Origin of the sequence: Notoacmeibacter ruber (assembly GCF_003668555.1) — a bacterium.
Classification (GTDB): Bacteria; Pseudomonadota; Alphaproteobacteria; order Rhizobiales; family Rhizobiaceae; genus Notoacmeibacter; species Notoacmeibacter ruber.
The window spans coordinates 69,257-92,356 of the sequence record NZ_RCWN01000001.1; the positions used below are offsets into that span (position 1 = coordinate 69,257).

Annotated in this window: 18 protein-coding genes; 2 read left to right on the top strand and 16 right to left on the bottom strand. The window is 61.3% G+C overall.

The features are described from left to right. Positions 1-146 precede the first annotated feature (146 nt). Entirely contained in the window at positions 147-491 is a 345-nt protein-coding gene (locus D8780_RS00325) for a DMT family transporter (protein ID WP_121643844.1), read from the top strand. Positions 492-546: 55 nt separating this feature from the next. Here the strand turns inward: D8780_RS00325 and D8780_RS00330 are convergent, their stop codons facing one another. The 6 genes from D8780_RS00330 to D8780_RS00355 form a co-directional block, all read right to left on the bottom strand. Continuing rightward, entirely contained in the window at positions 547-1,125 is a 579-nt protein-coding gene (locus tag D8780_RS00330; RefSeq protein WP_121643845.1) for a NifU family protein, read from the bottom strand. Between the two features lie 111 nt (positions 1,126-1,236). Continuing rightward, positions 1,237-1,740, bottom strand: coding sequence for a universal stress protein (locus tag D8780_RS00335; protein ID WP_121643846.1), 504 nt, complete (start codon positions 1,738-1,740; stop codon positions 1,237-1,239). Between the two features lie 86 nt (positions 1,741-1,826). Further along, positions 1,827-2,894 (bottom strand): tryptophan--tRNA ligase, encoded by a 1,068-nt coding sequence (trpS, locus tag D8780_RS00340; protein WP_121643847.1) that lies wholly within the window; start codon positions 2,892-2,894, stop codon positions 1,827-1,829. Positions 2,895-3,005: 111 nt separating this feature from the next. After that, positions 3,006-4,604 (bottom strand): murein biosynthesis integral membrane protein MurJ, encoded by a 1,599-nt coding sequence (gene murJ, locus D8780_RS00345; RefSeq protein WP_121643848.1) that lies wholly within the window; start codon positions 4,602-4,604, stop codon positions 3,006-3,008. Between the two features lie 13 nt (positions 4,605-4,617). Continuing rightward, on the bottom strand, positions 4,618-7,404 hold the full coding sequence (locus tag D8780_RS00350; RefSeq protein WP_121643849.1) for a [protein-PII] uridylyltransferase: 2,787 nt from the start codon (positions 7,402-7,404) through the stop codon (positions 4,618-4,620). Positions 7,405-7,487: 83 nt separating this feature from the next. Further along, positions 7,488-9,767, bottom strand: coding sequence for an NADP-dependent malic enzyme (locus D8780_RS00355; RefSeq protein ID WP_121643850.1), 2,280 nt, complete (start codon positions 9,765-9,767; stop codon positions 7,488-7,490). A gap of 124 nt (positions 9,768-9,891) precedes the next feature. Here D8780_RS00355 and mutS point away from each other — a divergent pair, with 124 nt between their 5' ends. Beyond that, positions 9,892-12,627, top strand: coding sequence for a DNA mismatch repair protein MutS (gene mutS / locus D8780_RS00360; protein ID WP_425373615.1), 2,736 nt, complete (start codon positions 9,892-9,894; stop codon positions 12,625-12,627). A 6-nt stretch (positions 12,628-12,633) separates the two neighbouring features. On the opposite strand, the gene olsB is transcribed toward mutS, so the two are convergent. From olsB to hemW, 10 genes are all read right to left on the bottom strand, one after another. Next, on the bottom strand, positions 12,634-13,599 hold the full coding sequence (gene olsB / locus D8780_RS00365; RefSeq protein ID WP_245412204.1) for a l-ornithine N(alpha)-acyltransferase: 966 nt from the start codon (positions 13,597-13,599) through the stop codon (positions 12,634-12,636). Positions 13,600-13,698: 99 nt separating this feature from the next. Then, the gene (locus D8780_RS00370; protein WP_158598398.1) at positions 13,699-15,867 is read right to left on the bottom strand and encodes a hybrid sensor histidine kinase/response regulator; all 2,169 of its coding nucleotides are present in this window, start codon (positions 15,865-15,867) and stop codon (positions 13,699-13,701) included. Between the two features lie 172 nt (positions 15,868-16,039). After that, positions 16,040-17,032 carry an acrylyl-CoA reductase (NADPH) gene (acuI, locus tag D8780_RS00375; RefSeq protein WP_121643852.1) on the bottom strand — a complete coding sequence of 331 codons (993 nt, stop codon included), beginning with the start codon at positions 17,030-17,032 and terminating at the stop codon, positions 16,040-16,042. A 71-nt stretch (positions 17,033-17,103) separates the two neighbouring features. Next, positions 17,104-17,628 carry a signal peptidase II gene (lspA, locus tag D8780_RS00380; protein ID WP_121643853.1) on the bottom strand — a complete coding sequence of 175 codons (525 nt, stop codon included), beginning with the start codon at positions 17,626-17,628 and terminating at the stop codon, positions 17,104-17,106. After that, entirely contained in the window at positions 17,625-18,470 is an 846-nt protein-coding gene (locus tag D8780_RS00385; RefSeq protein WP_121643854.1) for a TrmH family RNA methyltransferase, read from the bottom strand. The genes lspA and D8780_RS00385 overlap by 4 nt, the downstream gene beginning before the upstream one ends. Then, positions 18,467-19,543, bottom strand: a complete 1,077-nt coding sequence (locus D8780_RS00390; protein ID WP_121643855.1) for an RsmD family RNA methyltransferase — start codon at positions 19,541-19,543, stop codon at positions 18,467-18,469. The genes D8780_RS00385 and D8780_RS00390 overlap by 4 nt, the downstream gene beginning before the upstream one ends. 290 nt (positions 19,544-19,833) lie before the next feature. After that, positions 19,834-20,217: a YraN family protein gene (locus D8780_RS00395; protein ID WP_121643856.1), complete on the bottom strand. Its 384-nt coding sequence runs from the start codon at positions 20,215-20,217 to the stop codon at positions 19,834-19,836. After that, entirely contained in the window at positions 20,210-21,094 is an 885-nt protein-coding gene (gene rsmI / locus D8780_RS00400) for a 16S rRNA (cytidine(1402)-2'-O)-methyltransferase (RefSeq protein WP_121643857.1), read from the bottom strand. The genes D8780_RS00395 and rsmI overlap by 8 nt, the downstream gene beginning before the upstream one ends. A 133-nt stretch (positions 21,095-21,227) precedes the next feature. Continuing rightward, a complete protein-coding gene (locus D8780_RS00405) occupies positions 21,228-21,839 on the bottom strand; it encodes a LysE family translocator (protein WP_121643858.1) in 612 nt (203 codons plus the stop codon). A 51-nt stretch (positions 21,840-21,890) separates the two neighbouring features. Beyond that, a complete protein-coding gene (gene hemW, locus D8780_RS00410) occupies positions 21,891-23,099 on the bottom strand; it encodes a radical SAM family heme chaperone HemW (RefSeq protein WP_121643859.1) in 1,209 nt (402 codons plus the stop codon). Position 23,100: the final 1 nt, after the last annotated feature.

The following is a 23,100-nucleotide window of genomic DNA, read 5'->3' on the forward strand; positions in this document are numbered from 1 at the left end:
TTCAGGCGGCGCCCGAAAGGCCGGGGTCGGGGGACACCCGGCCTTTTGCTTTTTCGGCGCGAGCATTGCGACATCGACGCATACAGGCCAGTAAGGTCTTAGGGAGGCACCGGAAGCATCATTTCGAGCCAATAGGGAATTCAGACATGCCGCCGCTTGCCACAGCCTATTTCTGGCTCATCATCGCTATCGGATTTGAAGTGTTCGCCACGACCATGCTCAAACAGTCGGAACAGTTCACCCGGCTATGGCCGACGATCATGATGGGGCTCGGCTATCTGGCGACCTTTTATTTCATGTCCTTGTCCTTCCGGCTTCTGCCGGTCGGAATCGCCTACGCCATATGGAGCGGTCTGGGGATCGTCCTGATCGCCCTGATCGGCTGGTTCCGTTTCGGCGAAAAGCTGGATGCGCCGGCGCTCCTCGGCGTCGCCCTCATTCTTGCCGGCGTGCTCGTTCTCAACCTTTTTTCGTCCAGCGTCCGGCACTAAAAAACCGGCCTTCCCTGCGAAAGGCCGGTTTCAGCGTTCGGGTGCCGAAATCGTTTCAGACGACGACCTGTTCGACCTGCTCCACTTCGGGGACGAAATGGCGGAGCAGGTTTTGAATGCCGTGCTTCAGCGTGGCGGTGGAGGAAGGGCAGCCCGCGCAGGCGCCCTTCATGTTGAGATAGACGACGCCGTCGCGAAAGCCGCGAAAGGTGATGTCGCCGCCATCCTGCGCAACGGCGGGCCGCACACGTGTATCGAGCAGTTCCTTGATCTGCTCGACGAGCGGTGCATCGGCCTTATCGAAGAACTCCTCGCCATCGACCGCTGAAGGAGCCTGACCGGCAGAAGCCGCCATAACCGGCTCGTTGGACATGAAGTGTTCCATGATCGCGCCGAGAATGGCCGGCTTGATGTGCTGCCAGGCCGTCGCTTCGTCCTTCGTAACGGTGACGAAGTCATAACCGAAGAAGACGCCTGTAACGCCGGGCACGTCGAACAGGCGAGCGGCCAGCGGCGAGCGGTCTGCCGCATCCTGCGCATCCTTGAACTCCTCGGTCCCATCGCCCACGACGACTTCGCCGGGAAGGAACTTGAGGGTGGCAGGATTGGGTGTGGTTTCGGTCTGGATAAACATGGTCGCGCTCTTTCTCCGGTCAGCCCGGATGGCTATCTTAGAATTATTCTAAATGTAGGCCCTGCGGTCTGAGCCTTCAAGCAAATTCGGTCGGCCCTTTCGGGGCCGATGCTAAGCAAGTGTTTCGATATCCTCGTCAGACAGGTTGCCTGGTACGACTGTCACCGGAATGGGAAAGGCTGCGCTGCGCCCCGCGATCGAGGCGACGAGGGGGCCAGGTCCTTCCGACGATGCGGATGTCGCCAGAACCAGAATCACGATCTCGGGGTCGTCACGGATCAGTTCGTGGATCTGCTCGGAATGCTTGCCTTCGCGGATCTCGATCTCGGGGGCGACGCCAAGGCGGCGGACAAGCGCTTCGCGAAAGCCCGCCAGTCGGCGTTCGCCTTCTTCCCACGCCTCTTCGCGCATCTTTTCTTCTACGCCGAGCCAATGCGAGAATTCACCCGGCTCCGGCTCGATCACGTAGAGAAGCTTCAAAGTCCCCGATGTCGCTTGCGCCCGATGGGCCGCATAGGTCACCGCCCGCTCGCATTCGGGTGTGTCGTCGATGATGGCGAGGAACTTTCGCTTGCGGCCGGCCTTCCGGCTGAGTCGCTCCGGTATCTCTTCCATTCGCGTCCCTTTCGCCCGACCGGCCGCAGGGCCGGAGGCTATATCCTAATCACGCCCCGCCCGATTGCGGCAAGCATTTTGCACCTCTACACGAACCCGACGATCTCCCGGACATCGGCCATCGTTTTTTCCGCCAACGCATTGGCCCGCTCGGCGCCATCGAGCAGGATCGCGTCGAGAGCGCCGGGGTCGGCCATCAGGCGCCGCATCTCGTCGCCGATGGGTGAGAGGACGGTGACGGACAGGTCGGCGAGAGCCGGCTTGAATTCCGAAAACTGCCTTCCGCCGAATTCGCTCAGGACATCGGCTTTCGTCCGGTCCGAGAGCGCCGCGAAGATTCCAACCAGATTGTCGGCTTCGGGTCGACCCTTCAGGCCCTCAACGTCTCCCGGCAGGGCGTCGGGGTCGGTCTTGGCCTTGCGGATCTTCTTGGCGATCGTATCGGCATCGTCGGTCATGTTGATGCGTGAATTGTCCGACGGATCGGATTTGCTCATCTTCTTGGTGCCGTCGCGCAGGCTCATCACGCGCGGAGCGGGACCGTCGATCAGCGGCTCGACCACCGGGAAATAGGCGTTCACCTTTTCCTCGCCCATGGTGAGCGGAACGGCGAGGCCGGCTTCCTCGATCCGGCTCGAAAAATCATTGTTGAACTTGATCGCGATATCGCGCGCCAGTTCCAGGTGCTGCTTCTGGTCATCGCCGACTGGAACATGGGTCGCACGGTAGACCAGAATGTCGGCGGCCATCAGCGAGGGATAGGCCAGGAGACCGAGCGAAGCGTTCTCGCGGTCTTTGCCGGCCTTGTCCTTGAACTGCGTCATACGGTTCATCCAACCGATGCGCGCAACGCAATTGAATATCCAGGCGAGTTCCGCGTGGCCGGGCACCCGGCTCTGGTTGAAAACGATATGCTCTTTCGGGTCGATGCCGGAGGCGATGAAGGCCGCCGCGATCGAGCGGGTTTGCTCTTTCAGATCGTCATGAACCAGCCGCGCCGTGATGGAGTGCATGTCGACCACACAGAACAGGCAGTCATTGTCTTCCTGCAACGCGACGAACTTGCGGATCGCGCCGAGATAATTGCCGAGCGTCAGGCTGCCGGTCGGTTGCACGCCGGAAAAGACGAGGGGCTTGAACGGGCTGTCTGTCATGATGGGAGCTTCGGTTGAGGGTGGGCATTGCGCCCGGAAAATCGCAACGGCTTATGGACGATGCAGGCGCGCCTGATCAAGTGCTATCGCCAAGGTCGGCCGCCATTTCCGTTACGCCAGCATGTCGGGCGGCGTCTCCTCGACGGGTCCCGCCCGGCGGCGGCGGAAGGCACGCCGCAATTCGTGACGATCGACGCCGCCGATCGCATAGGCGAGGCCGAAATAGAGGACACAGGCCAGAGCGACCAGCACGAGCAATGAGGCCAGATGGGCGAGGAAATCACCGACGCCGAACCAGCGCGCCGTCCAACCCGACGCGAACCAGAGAGCCGCGCCCATGATCGCTGCCGAAAGAAGCAGGCGGGGCAGGCGTCCCAGCAATTGACGGTCGGGTCGCCAGTGGCCACGGATCAACAGGACGGTGAGCAGACCGAGCGCATTGGTCCAGCCGGCTGCGATTTCCGCCGTTGCAATGCCGCGCTCTTCCAGTGAGGGGAACAGACTGAGCGCGAGTGTGATGTTCACTGCGACGGAAATCATCGAGAAAATCATCGGAATGCGGGTGTTCTCGCGCGCATAGAAGGCCGGCTGGAAACACTTGATGAGCACGAAAGCAGGCAGCCCCAGCCCGAAAATGGCGAGCACCGCCGAGACGATCGCCGTGGTGTCTTCGGTGAAAGCGCCACGCTCGTAGAGAACACGGACGATTTCAGGCGAAACAGTCAGGATCGCCGCGGAGGCCGGCAGCGTCAGCAGCAGAGCGAATTCGAGAGAGCGGCTTTGCAGATGCGCCGCTTCCTCATGGCGTTCGCCCCTGAGCGCTCGAGCCAGTTCCGGCAGAAGCACGACGCCGATGGCAATGCCGACAATGCCGAGCGGCAGTTGATAGATGCGGTCTGCATATTGCAGGACCGAGATCGCCCCATCCTTCTGCGAGGCGATGATCTGCCCGATGACCAGATTGATCTGCGTGATCCCGCCGGTGATAGCGGCGGGGCCCGCCAGGATCAGAAGTCGTTTGACGTTGGGCGTCAGCCGAGGCATCCGGAAGGAAACGAATATTCCTGCCTTTCGAGCCCCGATCGTGACGATGGCGAGCTGAAGGAGACCGGCTGCAAGAACGCCCCAGCTCATCCAGAGGGCGACGGCCTCGGCCTCTGTGCCGGCATAGAGTGCCGCGCCGAGAACGGCGATCAGAATGACGTTCAGGAAAACCGGGGCGATGGCGGCGGCGAAATAGTGCTGCAGCGAGTTGAGAATGCCGGCCATCATGGCCGCCAGGCTCATGCACATCAGATAGGGAAACATGATCATCGACAGGGTGACGGTAGCGTCGAACTTGTCGGGATCGTCGGCAAAACCGGGCGCAACCACGGTGGCGACGATGAGCGGCATTGCCAGCTCCATCAAAATCGTCAGCAACAGCAGTGCGGAGAACAGAACGCTGAACACTTCCGTGGAGAAGCGCTCTGCATCGCGCCGTCCCTCTCCCTCGTAATGACGGGCGAAGAGCGGCACGAAGGCGGCGTTGAACGCGCCCTCGGCGAACAGGCGCCGAAAGAGATTCGGGAAGCGAAAAGCGGCGAAGAAGACGTCGGCATAAGGCCCGGCACCGAGCGCCGCCGCCATCAAGGCTTCGCGGGCGAAGCCCAGGACACGGCTCATCATCGTCGCTCCGCCGACAGAGGCGAATTTACGAACCAGGCTCATCGGCCGTTTTCCTCTATGCAGCGGCCTGTTCGGCCGAGGCGGGGTTCAGGATTGCGCAGAGTCGGTCGGTGATCCGTTTCTGCCGTGTTGGAGATTCGATCTGCGCGCCTGTCAGGTCCGTCACGTAAAATGTATCGACCACACGCTCGCCGAATGTGGTGATGTGCGCCGAGGCGATGTCGAGATTAAGGTCGGAAAGGGCGTGCGTGAGATCCGACAGCAGTCCGGTCCGATCCAGGCCTTCGACGGCAACCACCGAAAATTCGTTCGACAGCGTGTTGTCGACCGAGACTTCGGGCGAGACGGAGAAGGCGCGGACCTTTCGCCGTCCTCGGCTGCGCTTCTTGAGTTGGGGAATGTGGGCCTCACCTTTCAGCACTTCGCCGATCGTTCGCCCGACAGAGTGTGCGCGCCGGATTTCATCGGCATCGGTGTCGAACTCACGGGCGATGCGGATCGTATCGAGCGCCCGCCCGTCGGTCGTGGTGAAAATCTGCGCATCCACGATATTGGCGCCGGAGGCGGCACAGGCCGCGGCGATGATGGAAAGAAGACGGGGATGATCGATTGCAAGGACAGTCATTTCCGTCATGCCCTCGAAAGCGAGCGTACGAACATCCACCGCATAGCGCTCGCCTGCCTCTGTCGTCTTGCGAATGAACGCCGCATGACGAAGCTGGGCATCATGGTCGACGGCGAGCAGATAGGCGGGATAGTGCAGTTGCGCATAGGCTTCACGTTCTGCTTCCGGCCATTCCGAGAGACCTTCGCTCAGCCTCTGGCGCGCCCCCTCGATCCGCCTCGCGCGGCTGGCGCCCGAGAAACCGCCGGTCAGCAGTAGCTCCGTTTCGGCGTAGAGCTGGCGCAGAAGCTGACCCTTCCAGGCGTTCCAGACGCCCGGGCCGACTCCGCTAATATCGCACACGGTCAGGATCAGCAGCAGCTTGAGCCGGTCGACGGACTGGACGACCTCGGCGAAATCCTCGATCGTCTTCCGGTCGTTCAGGTCGCGGCTCTGGGCGACCATGCTCATGGTCAGGTGTTCGCGGACCAGCCACCGCACGGTGGCGGTCTCCGACTTCGACAGGCCCATATAGGGTCCGAGCTTTTTGGCGATGCGCGCGCCGGCGATCGAGTGATCTTCCGGGCGGCCCTTTGCAATGTCATGCAGTAGGATGGCGACGTAGAGGATACGCCGCTGCGTATCCGACAGATCCTGGCAAAATTCCGTTGCGAGCGGGTGATCGCTGGCGAAATGACCTTTTTCGATTTCGGCCAGATGCCCGATGCAGCGCAACAAATGTTCGTCCACGGTAAAGTGGTGATACATGTTGAACTGCATCATCGCCACGACCTTGCGGAAATCCGGGATCAGGCGTCCGAGAAGACCCGTCTCGTTCATCCGGCGAAGCTGGATTTCGGGGTCCTTGCGGCTGGTCAGGATGTCCAGAAAGAGCTGGTTTCCCTCCTCGTTGCGACGCAGTTCGCGCGTCACGAGCTTCAACGAACGGGTCACGAGGCTCAACGCATCCGGGTGATATTCCAGCTCCTCGCGGTCGCCCAGCCAGAACAGGCGGACCATGTTCACATTGTCGCGTTCGAAGACCTCTGCGTCCGCAACGTTCAGCCGCCCATTTTCGATGACGAAATCCGGATAGCCCTTGACCGCCTTGCGGCGCCGGGTGAACGGACGGACCAGCCCCGCGGCGATGCCCGGTGCGGTCTTGGCCTGTTCCAACTCCAGCGCGGCACAGAAGATACGCGTCAGATCACCCACTTCCTTGGCGACGAGGAAGTAATGTTTCATGAAGCGTTCGACGGAAGAGAGACCCGGTTTGGCATGGTAGTCCAGCCGCTCTGCGATCTCGGGCTGGAAGTCGAAGCCCAGTCGGTCTTCCGCTCGTCCGGTCACGAAATGAAGGTGGCAGCGGACGGCCCAGAGAAAATCGTCGCATCTCTGGAAGAGATTGTATTCACGCTGCGTGAAGACGCCCTTGCCGACGAGATCGCGCGAGCTGTCGACCCGATAGACGAACTTTCCGATCCAGTAGAGCGTCTGAAGATCACGGAGGCTGCCCTTGCCCTCCTTGATGTTCGGCTCGACCTTGTAGCGTGAATTGTGATGCTTGCGATGGCGTTCGTCCCGCTCTGCCAGCTTGGCCGCAGTGAAATCGCGTCCCCCGGCCTTTTCCACGTCTTCGACGAAACGTGTTTCCAGCTCCTTGAACAGGGACTTTTCACCCCAGATGAAGCGGGCTTCCAGCATGGCGGTCGCGATGGTGACATCGCTTTTGGCGAGACGGATGCACTCGGCGATATTGCGCGTCGCGTGGCCGACCTTCAGGCCCAGATCCCATAGCATGTAAAGGATATATTCGACGATCTGCTCGATCCGGGCGGTCTGCCGGTGAGGCAGAAGAAACAGAAGATCGATATCTGAGCCGGGCGCGAGCGCGTCCCGCCCATAGCCGCCGGTCGCCACGATAGCCATCTTTTCGCCTTCGCTCAGATTGGCGCCGCGATAGACATGCGTGACGGCGAAATCGTGGATGATGCGGATGATCTCATCCATCTGGAAGGAAAGCCGGTGTGTGCAGGCATAGCCGCTCCGATCTTCCAGAAGCATGGCTTCGATCCGCTTCCGTCCGGCTGCGAGCTCCCTTTTGAGAGCCGCCAGAACCTCGGCGCGGATCGCCGGGTCCGAGCCTTCACCGCCGCGCTCCTTGGTCAATGCGGAGAGCGTGTCGCGCAGGGCCTCCGCATCGATCACCTCGTCGAGCTTAAGGGCGGGATGACGCATAAAGGCTCCGGTTCAGGAATCGAAAAAGGGTGGCGCTACCTAACCGGTTTCGCCACCCATTTCCAATCCATCTGCGCGTTTGGTCAGTTCGTCGCGTTATAGGCCGCGATGGCGGCCATATTGACGATGTCGGAATCCTTCGCTCCGAGAGAGACGACCTGAACACTCTTCTCCAAGCCGACCAGCAGCGGACCGATCACGGTGCAGCCGCCGAGTTCCTGCAGCATCTTCGTTGCGATCGAAGCGGAATGGAAGGCCGGCATGACCAAGACGTTGGCCGGACGTGACAGGCGGGTGAACGGATATTGCTCCATCAGATCGGCATTGAGTGCGACATCGGCGGCCATCTCGCCGTCAAATTCGAAATCGACGCCGCGCCGTTCCAGCACCTTTACGGCCTGTTGAACCTTGTCGCTGCGCTCGCCGGGCGGCTGGCCGAAGGTCGAATAGGCCAGCATAGCGACATGCGGCTCATAGCCGAAGCGTCGGGCGATACCCGCAGCCTCTTCGGCAATATCGGCGAGAGCCTCCGCATCCGGCATTTCATGAACGGCGGTATCGGCGATCAGAACCGTGCGACCCCGACATAGCGCAATGGAAACGCCAATCATGCGATGGCCCGGCATGGTATCGATGACGCGCCGGACATCATCGAGGACGGTGGAATAATTGCGTGTGACGCCGGAAACCATTCCGTCCGCATCGCCCAGCGCCACCATGGAGGCCGCAAAGTGATTGCGGTCATTGTTGATCATGCGCAGGACGTCGCGCTGCAAGTGACCCTTGCGCTGCAGGCGGGCGTAGAGATGCTCGGTATAGGCGGGGACACGTTCCGATTTGCGGGCATTGACGATCTCGATACCCGGTCGGTCCAGATTGATCCCGTTCTGCTTCGCCGTCTCCTCGATGCGGTCTTCGCGGCCGAGTAGGATGGCGGTGCCCAGCTTCTGGTTGGCATAGGAGATCGCCGCACGTATCACCTGTTCCTCCTCGCCCTCGGCGAAGACGACGCGCTTCGGCTGGCGGCGTACCCTGTCGTAGATGCGCTGCAGGGTCGAGGCGATCGGGTCGCGGCGTCCGGCCAGGTGCTGGGTGTACTTTTCCAGGTCGACGATCGGTTTACGGGCAACGCCGCTATCCATGGCAGCCTGGGCAACCGCCATGGGAATGGAAGAGATGAGGCGCGGATCGAAGGGCACCGGAATGATGTAGTTGCGGCCGAAGCGGGGTCGCGTGCCGCGATAGGCTGCGGCAACGTCGTCGGGCACGTCCTCGCGCGCCAGCTCAGCCAGCGCCTGAGCGGCGGCGATCTTCATGGCATCGTTGATCGTGCTGGCCCGCACATCCAATGCGCCGCGGAAGATGTAGGGAAAACCGAGAACATTATTGACCTGGTTCGGATAATCCGAGCGTCCGGTGGCCATGACCGCATCGCTGCGGATGCGAAGAACCTCTTCAGGCGTGATCTCCGGATCGGGGTTCGCCATCGCGAAGATGATCGGCTGTTCGGCCATCGACGCGATCATTTTTTCGGTAAAGGCCCCCTTCACCGAAAGGCCGAACACGGCGTCGGCGCCTTCCATCGCCTCTTCGAGCGTGCGCCGGTCGGTCTCGACGGCGTGGGCGCTTTTCCACTGGTTCATGCCGTGGTCGCGGCCCTTGTAGATTACGCCCTTGGTGTCGCACATGATGACGTTTTCGGGCGTGAAGCCCATCGCCTTGACCAGTTCGACGCAGGCGATGGCGGCGGCGCCGGCACCGTTCACGACGAGACGGGCATCCTCCATCTTGCGGCCGGTCAGATGAAGCGCGTTGATGAGGCCTGCCGCGGCGATGATGGCCGTGCCGTGCTGATCATCGTGAAAGACCGGAATATCCATCAATTCGCGCAAGCGCTGCTCGATGATGAAGCAATCGGGCGCCTTGATGTCTTCCAGATTGATGCCTCCGAAGGAGGGGCCGAGATGTCGCACGCAATTGATGAACTCGTCGACATCTTCGGTGTCGACCTCGAGATCGATGGAATCGACATCGGCGAAGCGCTTGAAGAGGACGGCCTTGCCTTCCATGACCGGCTTCGATGCGAGGGCGCCGAGATTGCCGAGTCCCAGAATGGCGGTGCCGTTCGTGATGACGGCGACCATATTGCCGCGCGAGGTATAGTCGAAGGCGCGGTCGGGCGTTTCGGCAATGGCTTTGACGGGAACAGCCACGCCGGGAGAGTAGGCTAGGGAGAGGTCACGCTGGGTGGCCATCGGCTTGATGGGCGCGATCTCGAGCTTGCCCGGTCGCGGCGAGGCGTGGAAATCCAGAGCCTCCTCTTCAGTGATCGATGGTCCGTCTTCTCCGCTCGGCTTTGCCATGTGTCCTCCCCAGCTCTTATTCGTTTGCGTCCGCCCGATCTCTGGACATGCAAATCCATGACCGGCATAGGTGTCCTCCACCGTCGGCTTTCGACCCAACGGCGGGAAAGAGTGTTACCCCCTTATGGCAGAACCGCAACCGACCATCCCCCTAAATGAGTTGATCTCCGCGGACAGCCGGGCCAGCGCTACTCCGATGATCGAACAGTTCATCGAGATCAAGGCCGCGAATGCGGATAGTCTGCTTTTCTATCGGATGGGAGACTTTTACGAACTGTTTTTTACAGATGCCGAAGTGGCGGCGAGAACGCTCGGCATCACCCTCACCAAGCGGGGCCAGCACCTTGGCCGGGATATTCCCATGGCGGGCGTGCCGGTTCATGCCGCGAACGACTATCTGCAAAAGCTGATTGCCGCGGGACATCGTGTGGCGGTCTGCGAACAGGTCGAAGATCCGGCAGAAGCAAAAAAGCGCGGCGGCAAGGCTCTGGTCAGACGCGATGTGACCCGCCTCGTTACGCCGGGCACGATCACGGAAGAGAATATTCTGGACCCAGGCGAGCCGAACTGGCTTCTGGCTGTCGGTCGGGTGAAGGGGGAAGAGAAACCGGCCCTTGCCTGGATCGATATCTCGACCGGCGCCTTCCGCACCGCCACGAGTGCAGGCGAGCGCCTGCTGTCCGACATTCTGCGGATCGACCCCCGCGAGGTTCTGGTGCCGCAGACCCTCTTCGAAGACCCGGACCTGCGGCCCACCTGGGATGCGCTGGGACGCCTTGCCAATCCGCAGCCGAATGCGCTTTTCGAAAGCGCTTCGGCAAGTGACAGGATTTGCCGGGTGCTGTCGGTTTCGACGCTGGATGGTTTCGGTCAGTTCTCACGGTCCGAGCTGAGCGCCATGGGCGGGGTCGTGGCGTGGGTGGAGAAGACGCAGCTCGGCGCGCGCGTGCCCCTGTCGCCGCCGCAACGCGAAGAGGGCGCTTCCACACTCTTTATCGACGCGGCGACCCGGACCAGCCTTGAACTGACTCGAACCAGTGGCGGCAGCCGGGAAGGCAGCCTCCTTAAGGTCATTGATCGAACGGTCACCGGCCCCGGCGCGCGCCTCTTGGCAGAACGTCTCGCAGCCCCCCTGACCGACCCGGAGCGCATCCTTCGGCGCCAACGCTCGGTAACGTTCCTGCGGCAGGAAAATGCCTTGCGGGACGGCCTCCGCTCCGCCCTTCGCGGCGTTCCCGACCTGATGCGCGCTCTTTCACGCCTGTCGCTCGGCCGGGGCGGCCCGCGTGATCTTGGCGCGATCCGAATGGCGCTGTCCTCCGGTCGCGAACTCGCCGATCGGTTGGCCGATGTCGAATTGCCTGAGGAGTTGCAATCCGCTCGCCAAGCCCTGCACGCCTTGCCGGAGGAAATCGGTGATCTTCTGGGGAAGGCGCTCGCGACCGATCTTCCGCTTCTGGCCCGTGACGGCGGTTTTGTCGGGGAAGCGTTCGATGAAGAGCTCGATGCACAGCGCGCCCTGGCGTCGGACAGCCGCCGTGTGATTGCGGTGATGCAGGCCGAGCTTGCCGAGGAAACGGCGATCAAGACGCTGAAGATCCGCCACAACAATATGCTCGGCTATTACATCGAAGTGCCGTCGAGCCACGGTCTGAAGCTGACGGAGGGCGAGGCGAAAGCACGTTTCATCCATCGGCAGACCATGTCGAATGCGATGCGCTTCACGACCACTGAGCTGGCCGATCTGGAAAGCCGCATCGCCGATGCAGGCGGCCGTGCCCTGGCAATTGAAACAGCGATCTTCGAGCGTCTTGTCGGTGCCGTCCTTGAAGAAACCGAGTGTTTGCGGATCGGTGCGGAAGCTCTGGCCATTCTCGATGTCTCCGCAGCATTGGCTGAACTTGCCGATATCGAGAACTGGTGCGCGCCGACGATCGACGGAAGCCTCGCCTTCGAGGTGGAATGCGGACGTCATCCCGTGGTCGAGGCCGCGCTCCGCGCACAGCAGGGCGACGCTTTCATCGCCAATGACTGCACGCTCTCACCGCCCCAGGGCGCGAAAGCGGGGGCGCTCTGGCTTCTGACCGGTCCGAATATGGGTGGTAAGAGCACCTTTCTTCGTCAGAACGCGCTCATCGCGATTCTCGCGCAGATGGGCGCTCATGTCCCGGCCACCAGAGCCACAATCGGCATTGTCGACCGACTTTTCTCCCGTGTCGGTGCGTCGGATGATCTGGCGCGTGGCCGTTCGACCTTCATGGTCGAGATGGTCGAGACGGCGGCGATCCTGAATCAGGCGGGTGAGCGGTCGCTCGTCATTCTCGACGAGATCGGCCGCGGCACATCGACCTTCGATGGGTTGTCGATCGCCTGGGCGACGGCCGAGCATCTGCACGAAACCAATCGCTGCCGCGCGATCTTCGCTACACACTTCCACGAGATGACGGCGCTGGCGGAGACCTTGCCCCGGCTCGCCAATGTTACCATGCGGGTGAAGGAGATGGAGGGCGAAGTCATCTTCCTTCATCAGGTGGGCAAGGGCGCCGCGGATCGCTCCTACGGTGTGCAGGTTGCCCGCCTCGCCGGTCTGCCGAAAAGCGTGCTGGCAAGGGCGAGGACGGTTCTGGAGCGGCTGGAAGCAGGCGGGGCCTCGACCCCCGGAGCCGGGACCCTGATTGACGATTTGCCGCTTTTCTCTGCGGCGATCCGGCAGGCGGAAAATGAACTGGCGTCAGACGCTGCGCCGGCCAGCGCTCATGAAGCGCTTCTTGCCATGCTGGATGGGATCAATCCAGACGATCTTTCGCCGCGCGAGGCGCTCGAGACGCTCTACCGGCTCAAGGATGTGCGCAGGGACTGAGCGGCTTCACGCCGCGAGGGCTTCGGCCGCCTGCTTTGCTTTCGGCGTGAAATGGGTGAGGTAGCGGCTGGCTATCCGCTCGACCGGCAGGATGGTCAGCACGTCGACCGTACCGAAATCCTTGTCAACCACCGCTTCATGTCCGAACATCGCGCCAAGCCGCAAATACCCTTTCACCAGAGGCGGCATCGCGCCGAGCGCGCTTTTCATGTCGACGGCTTCGGCCGGCATCATGTCGGTCGGCACGCCTCGTCCCGGCTGGGCCGGGCAAATGAAATCCCGTTCGGCAGCCGCATGATGAGCCAGGAAGGAAAGCGCTTCGGCATGGGCGGCGGGCGCGGTGCCGGGAAAGGAGGCACAGCCCACCATCGTATCGATCCGATGGCTCAGGCAGTAGGCCCATATGCCTTGCCATAGCAGGTCGATCGTCCGTTTCGTCCGGTAGGCGGGTAGCACGCAGGAGCGGCCGAGTTCCAGAAAACGTCGCTCCGGATGACGCGACAGAAGGCTCGGCAGATCGAATTCGTCCGCCGTATAGAACCTGCCAGCTCTCTCCGCGCTTTCCGGCGACAGGAGACGGTACGTCCCGACCAATTGAGAGGAGAGGGGGCCATCGACCGACTGGTCGAGTACAAGGAGATGATCGCAATAGGCGTCGAACCGGTCACGGTCGAGGCCGCCAGTAACCGGTGCGGAACCGGTCTTCATGCTCTCGAAGACTCTGAAGCGGAGATCCTGTGCGGCGGTGACCTCCGCCGGGCATGTGGCAAGGCTTACGACCAGCGTTCCGGCCGCGCCGAGAATGACGGGTTCTGTATGAAGCGGCTGAAGCGAGAGAGCTGGCGTGCCGAGGCGAGCCCGGAAGGGCAGTTTAGGGCGACGAACCCTTTGAAGAGAGAATTTGCCGAGTGGCACCAGAGATTTGTGCCGAAACCCGATCATGCTGCGAATTGTCGTGCCGCCAACAGCCATAACTGTCCTCCATCGCGCGCTGGGACGCTGCCTAATGGGCTTAGACGACAAGTCTGTGACAGTGAAGTCTCGAACGGCAGGCGACAAGCGGCCGGCGACCTAGCGAACGGCGCGCTCGACCAGCGAAACCAGATCAACGGGATTGATGGGCTTGTGGACTACGCCGTTTGCACCACGCTGCATGGCAAGCGCGACGGTTTCCTGCTGGGTATCGGCCGTCAAAATGTGGATCGGCATCGCCACGCCGCCCTGCGATTCCTCGAACTGGCGCATGAGATCGAGTGCCTCCATGCCGCCCATTTCCGGCATGTGAAGGTCGAGAAGAACGAGATCGTATTGCCCGCCGCCCTTGATGGCGCTCACCGCTTCGCCGCCCGTGCCGACCACATCGACGGCATGGCCGGCCTTCATCAGCGCGGAGCGGACGAGGAGCGCGTTGACAGGATTATCCTCCGCCACAAGCACACGGCAGCTATCTTCACCGACACTCACAGAGGGGGAGCGCCGACCTTCCGATGGCGAGGGGGACGGGGATTTTTGAGCCTCTTCCGTCGACCTGTGATCGCGTGCGTTCTGAGCGATACGCATAAGTGTCCGTCCGCGAACGGGCCGCGCCAAATAATGGCCGAAACCGGCGGTGCGCAAGGTGGATAGACGCCCGCGATCCTTGGCGTCGATGACGATGATGGCAGCGGTGCGATGGTCATCGAGCCAACGGCAGAGCGCGTCGTCTCTCTGTTCTTCGGTCTGCCAGGACGCAGCCATGACGAGAAGACCATTTGACTTCGCGAGTTGCTCGGCCGCCTCGTCGCGGGAAGTCGCACGAAAGATGTGCGCCCCTTCATCCTCCAGCATACGCTGGAGGATGTCTCCTTCAACCGTTCCGGTCAGCAAAACCACGGCCTCCCCCTCAAAAGACAGGGCGCCTGTTTCGGCAGGGGGCGTCTCAACCGGGATTTCGAGAGTGAAGATAGAACCGACGCCGATCTCGCTCTTGAGCGTGATCGTTCCTCCCATGGCGGAAACGATGCTTTTGGAGATGGCCAGACCGAGGCCGGCGCCGCCATGCCGTCGCGTTTCGGAATTGTCGGCCTGCTGGAACTCGCCGAAGATTTTGGCCTGGTCCTCGCGCTTGAGGCCCGGGCCGGTATCTGTGACCGCTATCGTCAGGAGGCCCGCCTTCTCGCGCGGTTCGATCGATACATCGATCGTCACGCCGCCTTCCTCGGTGAACTTCACGGCGTTTCCGACCAGGTTCAGAAGCACCTGGCGCAACTTTCCGTAATCGGCAGGCACGCTTTGCGGCACATTCCTCGCGGTCCGCGCATTGATGATGATACCCTTGTCGGCATGGCGGCTGGCGAGCAGTTCCGCGACACTTTCGGTCAGTTCGCGCAGATCGGTCGGTGATTTGTCGATGGTCAGCTTGCCGGCCTCGATCTTGGAAAAATCAATCAGATCCTCGATCAGGACCATCAGGGCATCGGCCGAGCCGTCGATCGCATTGACATAGGTCCGCTGCTCATCCGTCAGGGTTGTGTCGGCCAGCAGCTTGGACATGCCGGAGATACCGTTCATGGGGGTACGGATCTCGTGACTGACGGTCGCCAGAAAACGGCCCTTGGCGCGGTTGGCCGCATCGGCCTTTTCGCGCGCGTCGATCAGCGCCTGCTCGGCGCTCCGATGCGCCGTGATATCGCGTCCGATGGAGCGGTGGAGGTCCCGCTCTTCATCTTTCTGATCGGTGAAGGAAAACCAGCGATATTCGCCATTATGAAGAAAGGTCAGCTCTTTGCGGCTATCGCCATCCAGCACGCCCGCAAAACCGATCTCCCGCAATGTCAGGCCCTTCAGGGCATCACAGGTGGACAGGCCGAAGAGGCGGCAGAAATTGAGGTTGGCCCACAATATGGTGCCGTTACCGTCGCGCTGAATACACAGATCGCCTGCCGCTTCCGCCAGTTCGAGAAAAGCCTGTTGGCGCTCCTCGGCATCGCGAGCCCGTGCCAGCAGGAAGGCGCGATTGATCTTGAGGCGCTGAGCCAGGCCGGTATCGGTCATGCCGGCAAGAAAGAAGAGACATGCCGAGAAGCCGAAAACCACGGAAGCCATCCGCCCGACATCGCCAAAGGCGAAGGCTGCGCCGCCCGCGAACATTGCCAGAGCAAGGATGAGAAAACCGGCCCTACGGAGCCGCTCGGCAGTAGATGGGATCTCGACTGCCGGTTCGGGCTGGTCGAGATTCGCAGGCTGAAGAGAAGGAGGCATGAGGATATCGCGCTTTTCGACAGCGTGAATCGTCTCTGATCGGGAAGGTGAGTTTGCGGTCTCGGTCGTCATCGCCTGACGCTACCAAGAAGATTTTTCGGAAGGCTTCGCCCGATCGTTCAAATTTGAACGATCGGGCGTTTCCGTGTCTGAAAATGAATCCCGGTCTACTTCAGAACGTTGCGACAACGCGGCCCTGAATGCCGTTTTCGATGATCTTCCGCGCCATCGGAATGAGGTCGTCGAAACCGATTTCCGTGGTGAGGGACTCCAGCTTGCTCTTGTCGAGATCCGTAGCGAGACGGCTCCAGGCGCGTTCGCGCAATTGCCGCGGCGCCATGACGGAGTCGATGCCCTTCAGCGTGATGCCGCGCAGAATGAACGGCATGACAGTGGTCGGCAGATCGAAGCCCTGCGCCAGCCCGCAGCAGGTGACCGTTCCGCCATGCCTGGTCTGCGCCAGCACATTGGCCAGTGTATGGCTTCCGACCGCGTCGATGCCTGCGGCCCAGCGTTCCTTGCCGAGCGGCTTTCCCTTCTCGCTCAGTTCATTGCGGTCGATGATCGTGGAAGCGCCAAGCCCCTTCAAATATGCGCCTCGCTCTTCCGGGCTGCCGGTGACGGCGATGACTTCATAGCCAAGTTTGGCAAGGATGGAGACCGCGACCGATCCGACGCCGCCGGTGGCGCCGGTGACCACGACCGGGCCGTCCGCCGGCTTGCAGCCCGAATCTTCCAGCCCCAGCACCGATAGCATGGCTGTATAGCCGGCGGTGCCGATCGCCATGGCATCCTTGGTGGTCAGTCCGTCAGGCAGGGAGACGAGCCAGTCCCCCTTGATCCGGCTCTTTTCGGCATAGGCTCCAAGATGGGTTTCTCCAGTGCCCCAGCCGTTCAGGATGACCTTGTCGCCGGGTTTCCAGTCCGGATGGTCGCTTTTCTCGACGGTTCCGGCAAAGTCGATGCCGGGCACCATGGGAAAGCGGCGAACAACCGGACTTTTGCCGGTGATGGCGAGGCCGTCCTTGTAGTTGACGGTCGTCGCCTCAACCGAGACGGTAACGTCTCCCTCCATGAGGTCGCTCTCGGCAATCCGTGTGTCTTTTACCTCCTGATTGCCCTCGTCATCCTTCGTGATGAGAATCGCCCGGAAATCGTCGGCCATGCTTTCCCTCCTGATTAAATCGCTTGTCTGGCTATTTGCGGCAGCGCCCTCGGCGGTCAAATCGCGCTGGCCTATTGCTGGCGCGTGGCGCGCCAGATCATGAACTCTTGAAGCACCGCCAGCACGGCGCCGATCGTGATGAAGGCATCGGCCAGATTGAAGATCGCGAAAGACCAGATTTCGGTATGAAAGCGGAAATAATCAACGACATAGCCAAGGCTGACCCGGTCGATCAGATTACCTATGGCGCCGGCGATAATGAGCGTATAGCCGAGACGCGCTATCTGGTGATCCATCGGTGTGCGCCAAAGAAGCCACAGAACGAAGCCGCAAATTGCAAGCGAAAGTACCGTCAGGAGGCCGGGGCCCGCGTCCGAAAGCATGGAAAAGGCGACACCGGTGTTGTGGGTTCGAAACAGCGAGAAGACCGGCAGGAGATCGATCTCCTGATGATACTCCATATAGGCCTCGACCCAGATCTTCGCGGTCTGATCGACGACGACAAGAGCGAAGATCAGGAAGATCGCCCAGAGAAAGCTCTTCAAATGGTCCTCTCTCGTCGTCTGGGACGGTGAGGAATGATTGTGAGAGTTCATGCATTGTCCTTGAAGGAAAGGGCGTGGCGGCGCGCCTCGAACAGCATCAGGCCCGTGGCGACAGCCAGGTTGAGGCTGTCGGCCCGGCCGGTCTGGGGGATGCGCGCGAGGGCGTCGCAGCTTTCGGCCAATGTGTCTGGCAAGCCCTGGCTTTCATTGCCCATTAGAAGAAGGAGAGGGCCGGTCTGCGGCCACGCGATCGTTCGATAATCGACCGAGCCTTCCAGATGGGTGCCGACTAACTGGCCGGGCCACTCCCGACGGAAGGCAAGGAATTCGTCTTCGGTCATTCGCGCAATCGGGACGGCGAAAAGCGACCCCATCGTGGCGCGAACGGCCTCGATGGAGAAAGGATCGACACAGTCGCCGACGAGAATGATCCCTGACGCGCCAACGGCATCGGCGGTCCGCAGGATCGTGCCGAGATTGCCAGGGTCGCGCACTCTGTCGAGAACAACGAAAACGCTATCGGGCGCATGCTTCAGTTTTCTTGCATCCGCCCATCTTGTGCCGAAGACACCGACCACCATCTGCGGATTGTCGCGCCGGGTAATCGCACCCAGCACCTTTTCGGATACTTCCAGAACGTCGCCGCCCCTGGCGATCACCTTGGCCGCCAGATCGGCGAGACCGGAATGATCGCGCGCGTTTTTCGCATAGATCAGCGTTTTGACCTGCCAACCGAGGTCGAGCGCATCGATGACGAGTTTCTGGCCCTCGGCAAGGAAGCTCTTTTCGGCTTCGCGATTGCGCTTGCGGTCGAGGCCGCGAATGGCCTTGATCGTCGGGTTGGAGAGCGCCGTGATTTCCTTGACGCGCCCGGGGGCGCCAGTGTTGTTCATGCCGCTACCCAGCGTGAGAAGAGGGAGGTGGAGATGGCGCGTCCTGCGCCGACGGTTTCATCTTCGCGGATGATCAGTTCACCCGATTCCACCCGGCCACCCATGCCTGCCATTCGTTCGCGCATCAGGGCATGTATGGCGTAGAAGGAGGCGCGAATGGAATAGGCGGTCAGCACCATGGCGAGCGGCTTGTCGGAAAGGATGTCCCGGCACCCGGCAACCATGGAGGGAAGCCCCTCGAAGAGCTGCCAGACCTCGCCTTTCGGACCGCGCCCGAAGGCTGGCGGATCAAGCAGGATGATATCGTACTGATTGCCGCGGCGGCCTTCTCTTTCGACGAACTTCATGGCGTCCTCGACGATCCAGCGGATCGGCTTGTCCTCCAGACCGGCCATGAGCTGGTTTTCGCGCGCCCATCCTACAGCCTTCTTACTGGCGTCGACATGCGTCACTTCCGCGCCTGCCCGCGCGGCGACAAGTGAAGCGATGCCCGTATATCCGAACAGGTTGAGAACCCGGACCGGACGGCCTGCGCTTTCGATCGACTCCGCCATGTGTCGCCAGTGCGTCGCTTGCTCGGGAAAGACCCCGACATGACGAAACGATGTAAATCGGCCGAGAAAGTTGATGCCGTCATGCTTCATGGGCCAGGTTTCGCCGAGCGCGGCCTTCGGGAAACGCCAGCGGCCCATCCCTTCTTCGTCGGTGTCACCGGTAAAGATGGCGTCGGCGGCTTCCCATTCGCTTTGGGGCAGGGCAGGTCGCCAAAGGGCCTGGCCTTCCGGTCGGACGACCCGATAGGGGCCGTAGCGTTCCAGCTTCAATCCGTCTCCGGAATCGAGCAGCGCATAATCCGCATTGCCGGCCACTTCCAGAATGAGCGGCAGGGCTTCCTCCGGAAGGACGCCATCCGGGCGCGGAAGCCTTCGCGTGGCGCTTCCCGTATCCGCGCTCTTCTCGAGATTTGGTGTGGGTTTTTTCGCCTGTCGCGCTTTGGGCGGGGCGGCCTTTGCTGTCGTCCGAGGCGAACGCGTCTTGTCGCGCTTGCGGCGGTTTCCCGAACGGGAGGTCATGACATTGCTCCCATTCGTGTATGAAATGGACGATATAGACTGCGCTGACGAAAGGCATTCATCACGCGCTTTTGCCACAGGGACTATCGGGCTGCAACGCAGTTTGGCTGCCAAGAACACCCCGAGAAGGAAAACGGAACATCTGTTTTCCTGCATCTCTCCGAAGAGGTTTCGTCAGGGGCTTTCCCCGCCGGTTTTGCACAGAGTTTTCCACTTGCTGCCGGCCAGCGAAACGTCACATGCGCAGCGATAGCTGCATATTAAAAATCAATAAATTAAAAAAGAGGAATTTATTGACTCCACGCATTCTCGATATGCACAGGCCAACGCTTGGGGCAGATTGCGACGATGTCGAAGCGGATGGAGAGATATGGCGCGTCGGGTTGTTTGGCGAGCCACAGATCGGCTGCGTTGGCGATCCGGGTTTGAGATGTCCAGGTGACGGCATCCATCGCCTCGCGCAAGGTGGGGCGGGCCTTCACCTCGACAATGGCAACCACCTTACCGCGCCTGGCGATAATATCGATCTCACCAAGCGGCGTGCGGACATTGCGACCGACAATCCGGTAACCTTTCAGGCGGAGAAGCCATGCTGCCAGGGTTTCTCCGCGCGCGCCACGCTTCAAAAAGCGGCGCTTGGCGTGACGGCCATGGGGTTTGCCCGCCTCAGCCATCGCCGCTCTTCAATTCGACAAGTCTCTTGTAAAGATCGGATTTTGGCAGGCCAGTCTGTCTTGCGGCTTCGGCCGCCGCTTTGCCGGCGGGCATGTCGCCCGCGAGATCGCGTAGCAGCGCGTCCAGCACCTCGCCCTCCGGAGCAGCCTCGGCCAGTGGTGGCCCAACGCAAATCACGCATTCGCCCTTGGGCGCTCCGGTCTCCTCGTAGTGTTTGGAAAGGTCGGAGAGTGTGCCTCGGCGGTACTCTTCGAAGGTCTTGGTCAGTTCGCGACAGACAGATGCAGGCCGCTCCGCGCCAAACGTCTCCACCATGGCCGAGAGGCAATCCGGTAAACGGCGCGGCGATTCATAGAAGATCAGACTGCCCGGAATGCTTTTAAGCTCAGCCAGCCGGTCGGCCCGAGCCTTGGCTTTCGAGGGCAGAAACCCGGCGAAGAAAAAGGCATCGGTCGGCAGGCCGGAGGCTGTCAGGGCCGCGAGCGCAGCGGACGGGCCGGGAATCGGAACGACAGACACGCCCGCCTCGACGGCCTCATCGACGAGCCGGTAGCCGGGATCGGACAAAAGCGGCGTGCCGGCATCCGAGATCAGCGCGACGCTCTGTCCGTCAGCGATGGCGGCGATCAGCTTGGGCCCGGCACTCGCAGCATTGTGCTCGTGATAGGCGACCAATCTGCCCTGGATACCATAGCGCTGAAGCAGCACGCGGCTGGTCCGTGTGTCTTCACAGGCAATGATGTCCGCCGCAGCAAGCACTTCCAGCGCCCGGATCGTGATATCGGAAAGATTGCCGATCGGCGTTGCGACGAGATGCAGACCAGCAGGCAGCGGCGCGGACGAAAAGCTCTGCCCGCTTATCAGGTAGCGCCGCATAGACCCACCGCTACTATGCTGCTCGCCCACGCAGTTCTCCCATTGCCCTTCATCCGTCCATCCCGCCTATAGATATGATATCCGGCGATGGCGACCTCTCGCTGTTCGGACAATCGGGCGCAAACGAGCGCGATCAGCGTTCTGCCAGCGCCAGTCGAACACCGAGGCCAACAAAGACGGCTGCAAAGGAGCGGCGCAACCACGTCATGGCCTCTGCGCTCGAGAGCAGGCGTTGCCGGACCGTGGCGGCAAAGACGCCATAGCAAGCGAACACCACGAAGGTCATCATCATGAAAATGGTCGATAGCTCGATCATTTGCGGCAATGCGCCGGCCGTTTCGACTTCGACGAATTGCGGAAGGAAGGCGAAAAAGAAAATCGATAGCTTGGGATTGAGAACATTGATCAGAATGGCCGACAGGATGACCTGGCGATCGGACTTTGATTTGCCATCCGATTCGACCGTTAGTGGGCCGCCGGTCTTCAGCGTTTGCCAGGCCATGTAGAGCAGATACACGACACCCGCATATTTGATGACCTCAAAGGCCAGTGCGCTGGCATGAAGGAGTGCGGCAAGACCCGTTATGGCAGCTGCCATATGAGGCAGGATACCAAGCATACAGCCGAAAGCCGCAACGAGAGCGGCACGCGGTCCGCGTGACAGGCCCGCAGCCATCGTAAAAATGGCGCCCGTGCCGGGCGCGGCGACAACGATCAGCGCTGTAATGATGAATTCAGGAGTCATGGCAAACTCTTACCTGTCTGAAAGTTCTCGTTCTATCACATGAAATCGGATTTACGCCGCGAGATCTGCGACCACCGCGTCCAGTACCACCATCCCGGCCGGCGTCACGCGGATGCGGCTATTGCCGACAGGTTCGATGAAGCCGTCATTGACGAGGAGAGAGAGCCGGGCAGGTGAGAGCGGCCGGCCAGCAATATCCTCGTAGCGCGCCAGATCGAGCCCCTCGACGAGCCGAAGGCTCATCAGCAGCATCTCGTCCGCCTGCGCCTCACGGTCGAGCGTTTCCGTCTCGATGACGCCGTTTGCCTCACTGTCGACCAGTTCGAGCCAGCGTTCCGGGTGCCGCTCGCTGATGGTCACATGCCGCGCGCCATTGTCGAGTTTGAAGCGGCCATGAGCACCGGGACCGATGCCGACATATTCGCCATAGCGCCAATAGGTCAGGTTGTGCCGCGATTCCGCGCCGGGAACGGCGTGGTTGGAAACCTCATAGGCGGGAAGACCGCGCGCCGCCGTGATCTCCTGCGTCAACGCATAGAGATCGGCTGCAACGCCCTCCTCCGGCAATCGAAATTTCTTGGCCTCGTAGAGCCGTCGAAAGGCCGTGCCGTCTTCGATCGTCAATTGATAGAGGGACAGATGGTCGGCGGCCATGTCGATGGCCGCATTCAGTTCCGCCGCCCATCCTTCCGGTGCCTGACCGGGGCGCGCATAAATCAGGTCGAAGGAGAGCCGGGGAAAGGTCTGCCGCGCCAGATCAATCGCCGCCCGCGCTTCTGCGACATTGTGGAGGCGACCGAGAAAACGCAATTCGGTGTCGATCAGGCTCTGCACGCCGAGCGAAAGCCGGTTGACCCCCGCGGCCCGATAGCCGGCGAAGCGGCCCGCTTCGGCGCTTTGCGGATTGGCTTCCATCGTGATTTCAATACCGCCCGGCAGGCCGTAAATGCCGTCTGCCGCATCGAGCACCGAAGAAACCGTTTTCACCTCCATGAGGGACGGCGTCCCGCCACCGATGAAGACGGATGTCACTTCGCGCGGTCCCGTCAAAGCCCGCATCGCCTTCAACTGATGAACGAAGCCTTCGACAAAACGCTGTTGGTCCGGCTCGACATGGCGAACGTGGCTGTTGAAGTCGCAATAAGGGCATTTGGCCGCGCAGAAGGGCCAATGGAGGTAGAGGCCGAACCCGGCTGTGCCGTCATCGCCATTGATCGGCGAAGGCGCACGAAGCGGTATTTCGGCCAGCCCGCTTGCCATC

Excerpts from the sequence above, each read along its gene's own strand:
- D8780_RS00325 (WP_121643844.1), top strand. The coding sequence starts at position 147 with ATGCCGCCGCTTGCCACAGCCTATTTCTGGCTCATCATCGCTATCGGA.
- D8780_RS00330 (WP_121643845.1), bottom strand. The coding sequence starts at position 1,125 with ATGTTTATCCAGACCGAAACCACACCCAATCCTGCCACCCTCAAGTTC.
- D8780_RS00335 (WP_121643846.1), bottom strand. The coding sequence starts at position 1,740 with ATGGAAGAGATACCGGAGCGACTCAGCCGGAAGGCCGGCCGCAAGCGA.
- trpS (WP_121643847.1), bottom strand. The coding sequence starts at position 2,894 with ATGACAGACAGCCCGTTCAAGCCCCTCGTCTTTTCCGGCGTGCAACCG.
- murJ (WP_121643848.1), bottom strand. The coding sequence starts at position 4,604 with ATGAGCCTGGTTCGTAAATTCGCCTCTGTCGGCGGAGCGACGATGATG.
- D8780_RS00350 (WP_121643849.1), bottom strand. The coding sequence starts at position 7,404 with ATGCGTCATCCCGCCCTTAAGCTCGACGAGGTGATCGATGCGGAGGCC.
- D8780_RS00355 (WP_121643850.1), bottom strand. The coding sequence starts at position 9,767 with ATGGCAAAGCCGAGCGGAGAAGACGGACCATCGATCACTGAAGAGGAG.
- mutS (WP_425373615.1), top strand. The coding sequence starts at position 9,892 with ATGGCAGAACCGCAACCGACCATCCCCCTAAATGAGTTGATCTCCGCG.
- olsB (WP_245412204.1), bottom strand. The coding sequence starts at position 13,599 with ATGGCTGTTGGCGGCACGACAATTCGCAGCATGATCGGGTTTCGGCAC.
- D8780_RS00370 (WP_158598398.1), bottom strand. The coding sequence starts at position 15,867 with ATGCCTCCTTCTCTTCAGCCTGCGAATCTCGACCAGCCCGAACCGGCA.
- acuI (WP_121643852.1), bottom strand. The coding sequence starts at position 17,032 with ATGGCCGACGATTTCCGGGCGATTCTCATCACGAAGGATGACGAGGGC.
- lspA (WP_121643853.1), bottom strand. The coding sequence starts at position 17,628 with ATGAACTCTCACAATCATTCCTCACCGTCCCAGACGACGAGAGAGGAC.
- D8780_RS00385 (WP_121643854.1), bottom strand. The coding sequence starts at position 18,470 with ATGAACAACACTGGCGCCCCCGGGCGCGTCAAGGAAATCACGGCGCTC.
- D8780_RS00390 (WP_121643855.1), bottom strand. The coding sequence starts at position 19,543 with ATGACCTCCCGTTCGGGAAACCGCCGCAAGCGCGACAAGACGCGTTCG.
- D8780_RS00395 (WP_121643856.1), bottom strand. The coding sequence starts at position 20,217 with ATGGCTGAGGCGGGCAAACCCCATGGCCGTCACGCCAAGCGCCGCTTT.
- rsmI (WP_121643857.1), bottom strand. The coding sequence starts at position 21,094 with ATGCGGCGCTACCTGATAAGCGGGCAGAGCTTTTCGTCCGCGCCGCTG.
- D8780_RS00405 (WP_121643858.1), bottom strand. The coding sequence starts at position 21,839 with ATGACTCCTGAATTCATCATTACAGCGCTGATCGTTGTCGCCGCGCCC.
- hemW (WP_121643859.1), bottom strand. The coding sequence starts at position 23,099 with ATGGCAAGCGGGCTGGCCGAAATACCGCTTCGTGCGCCTTCGCCGATC.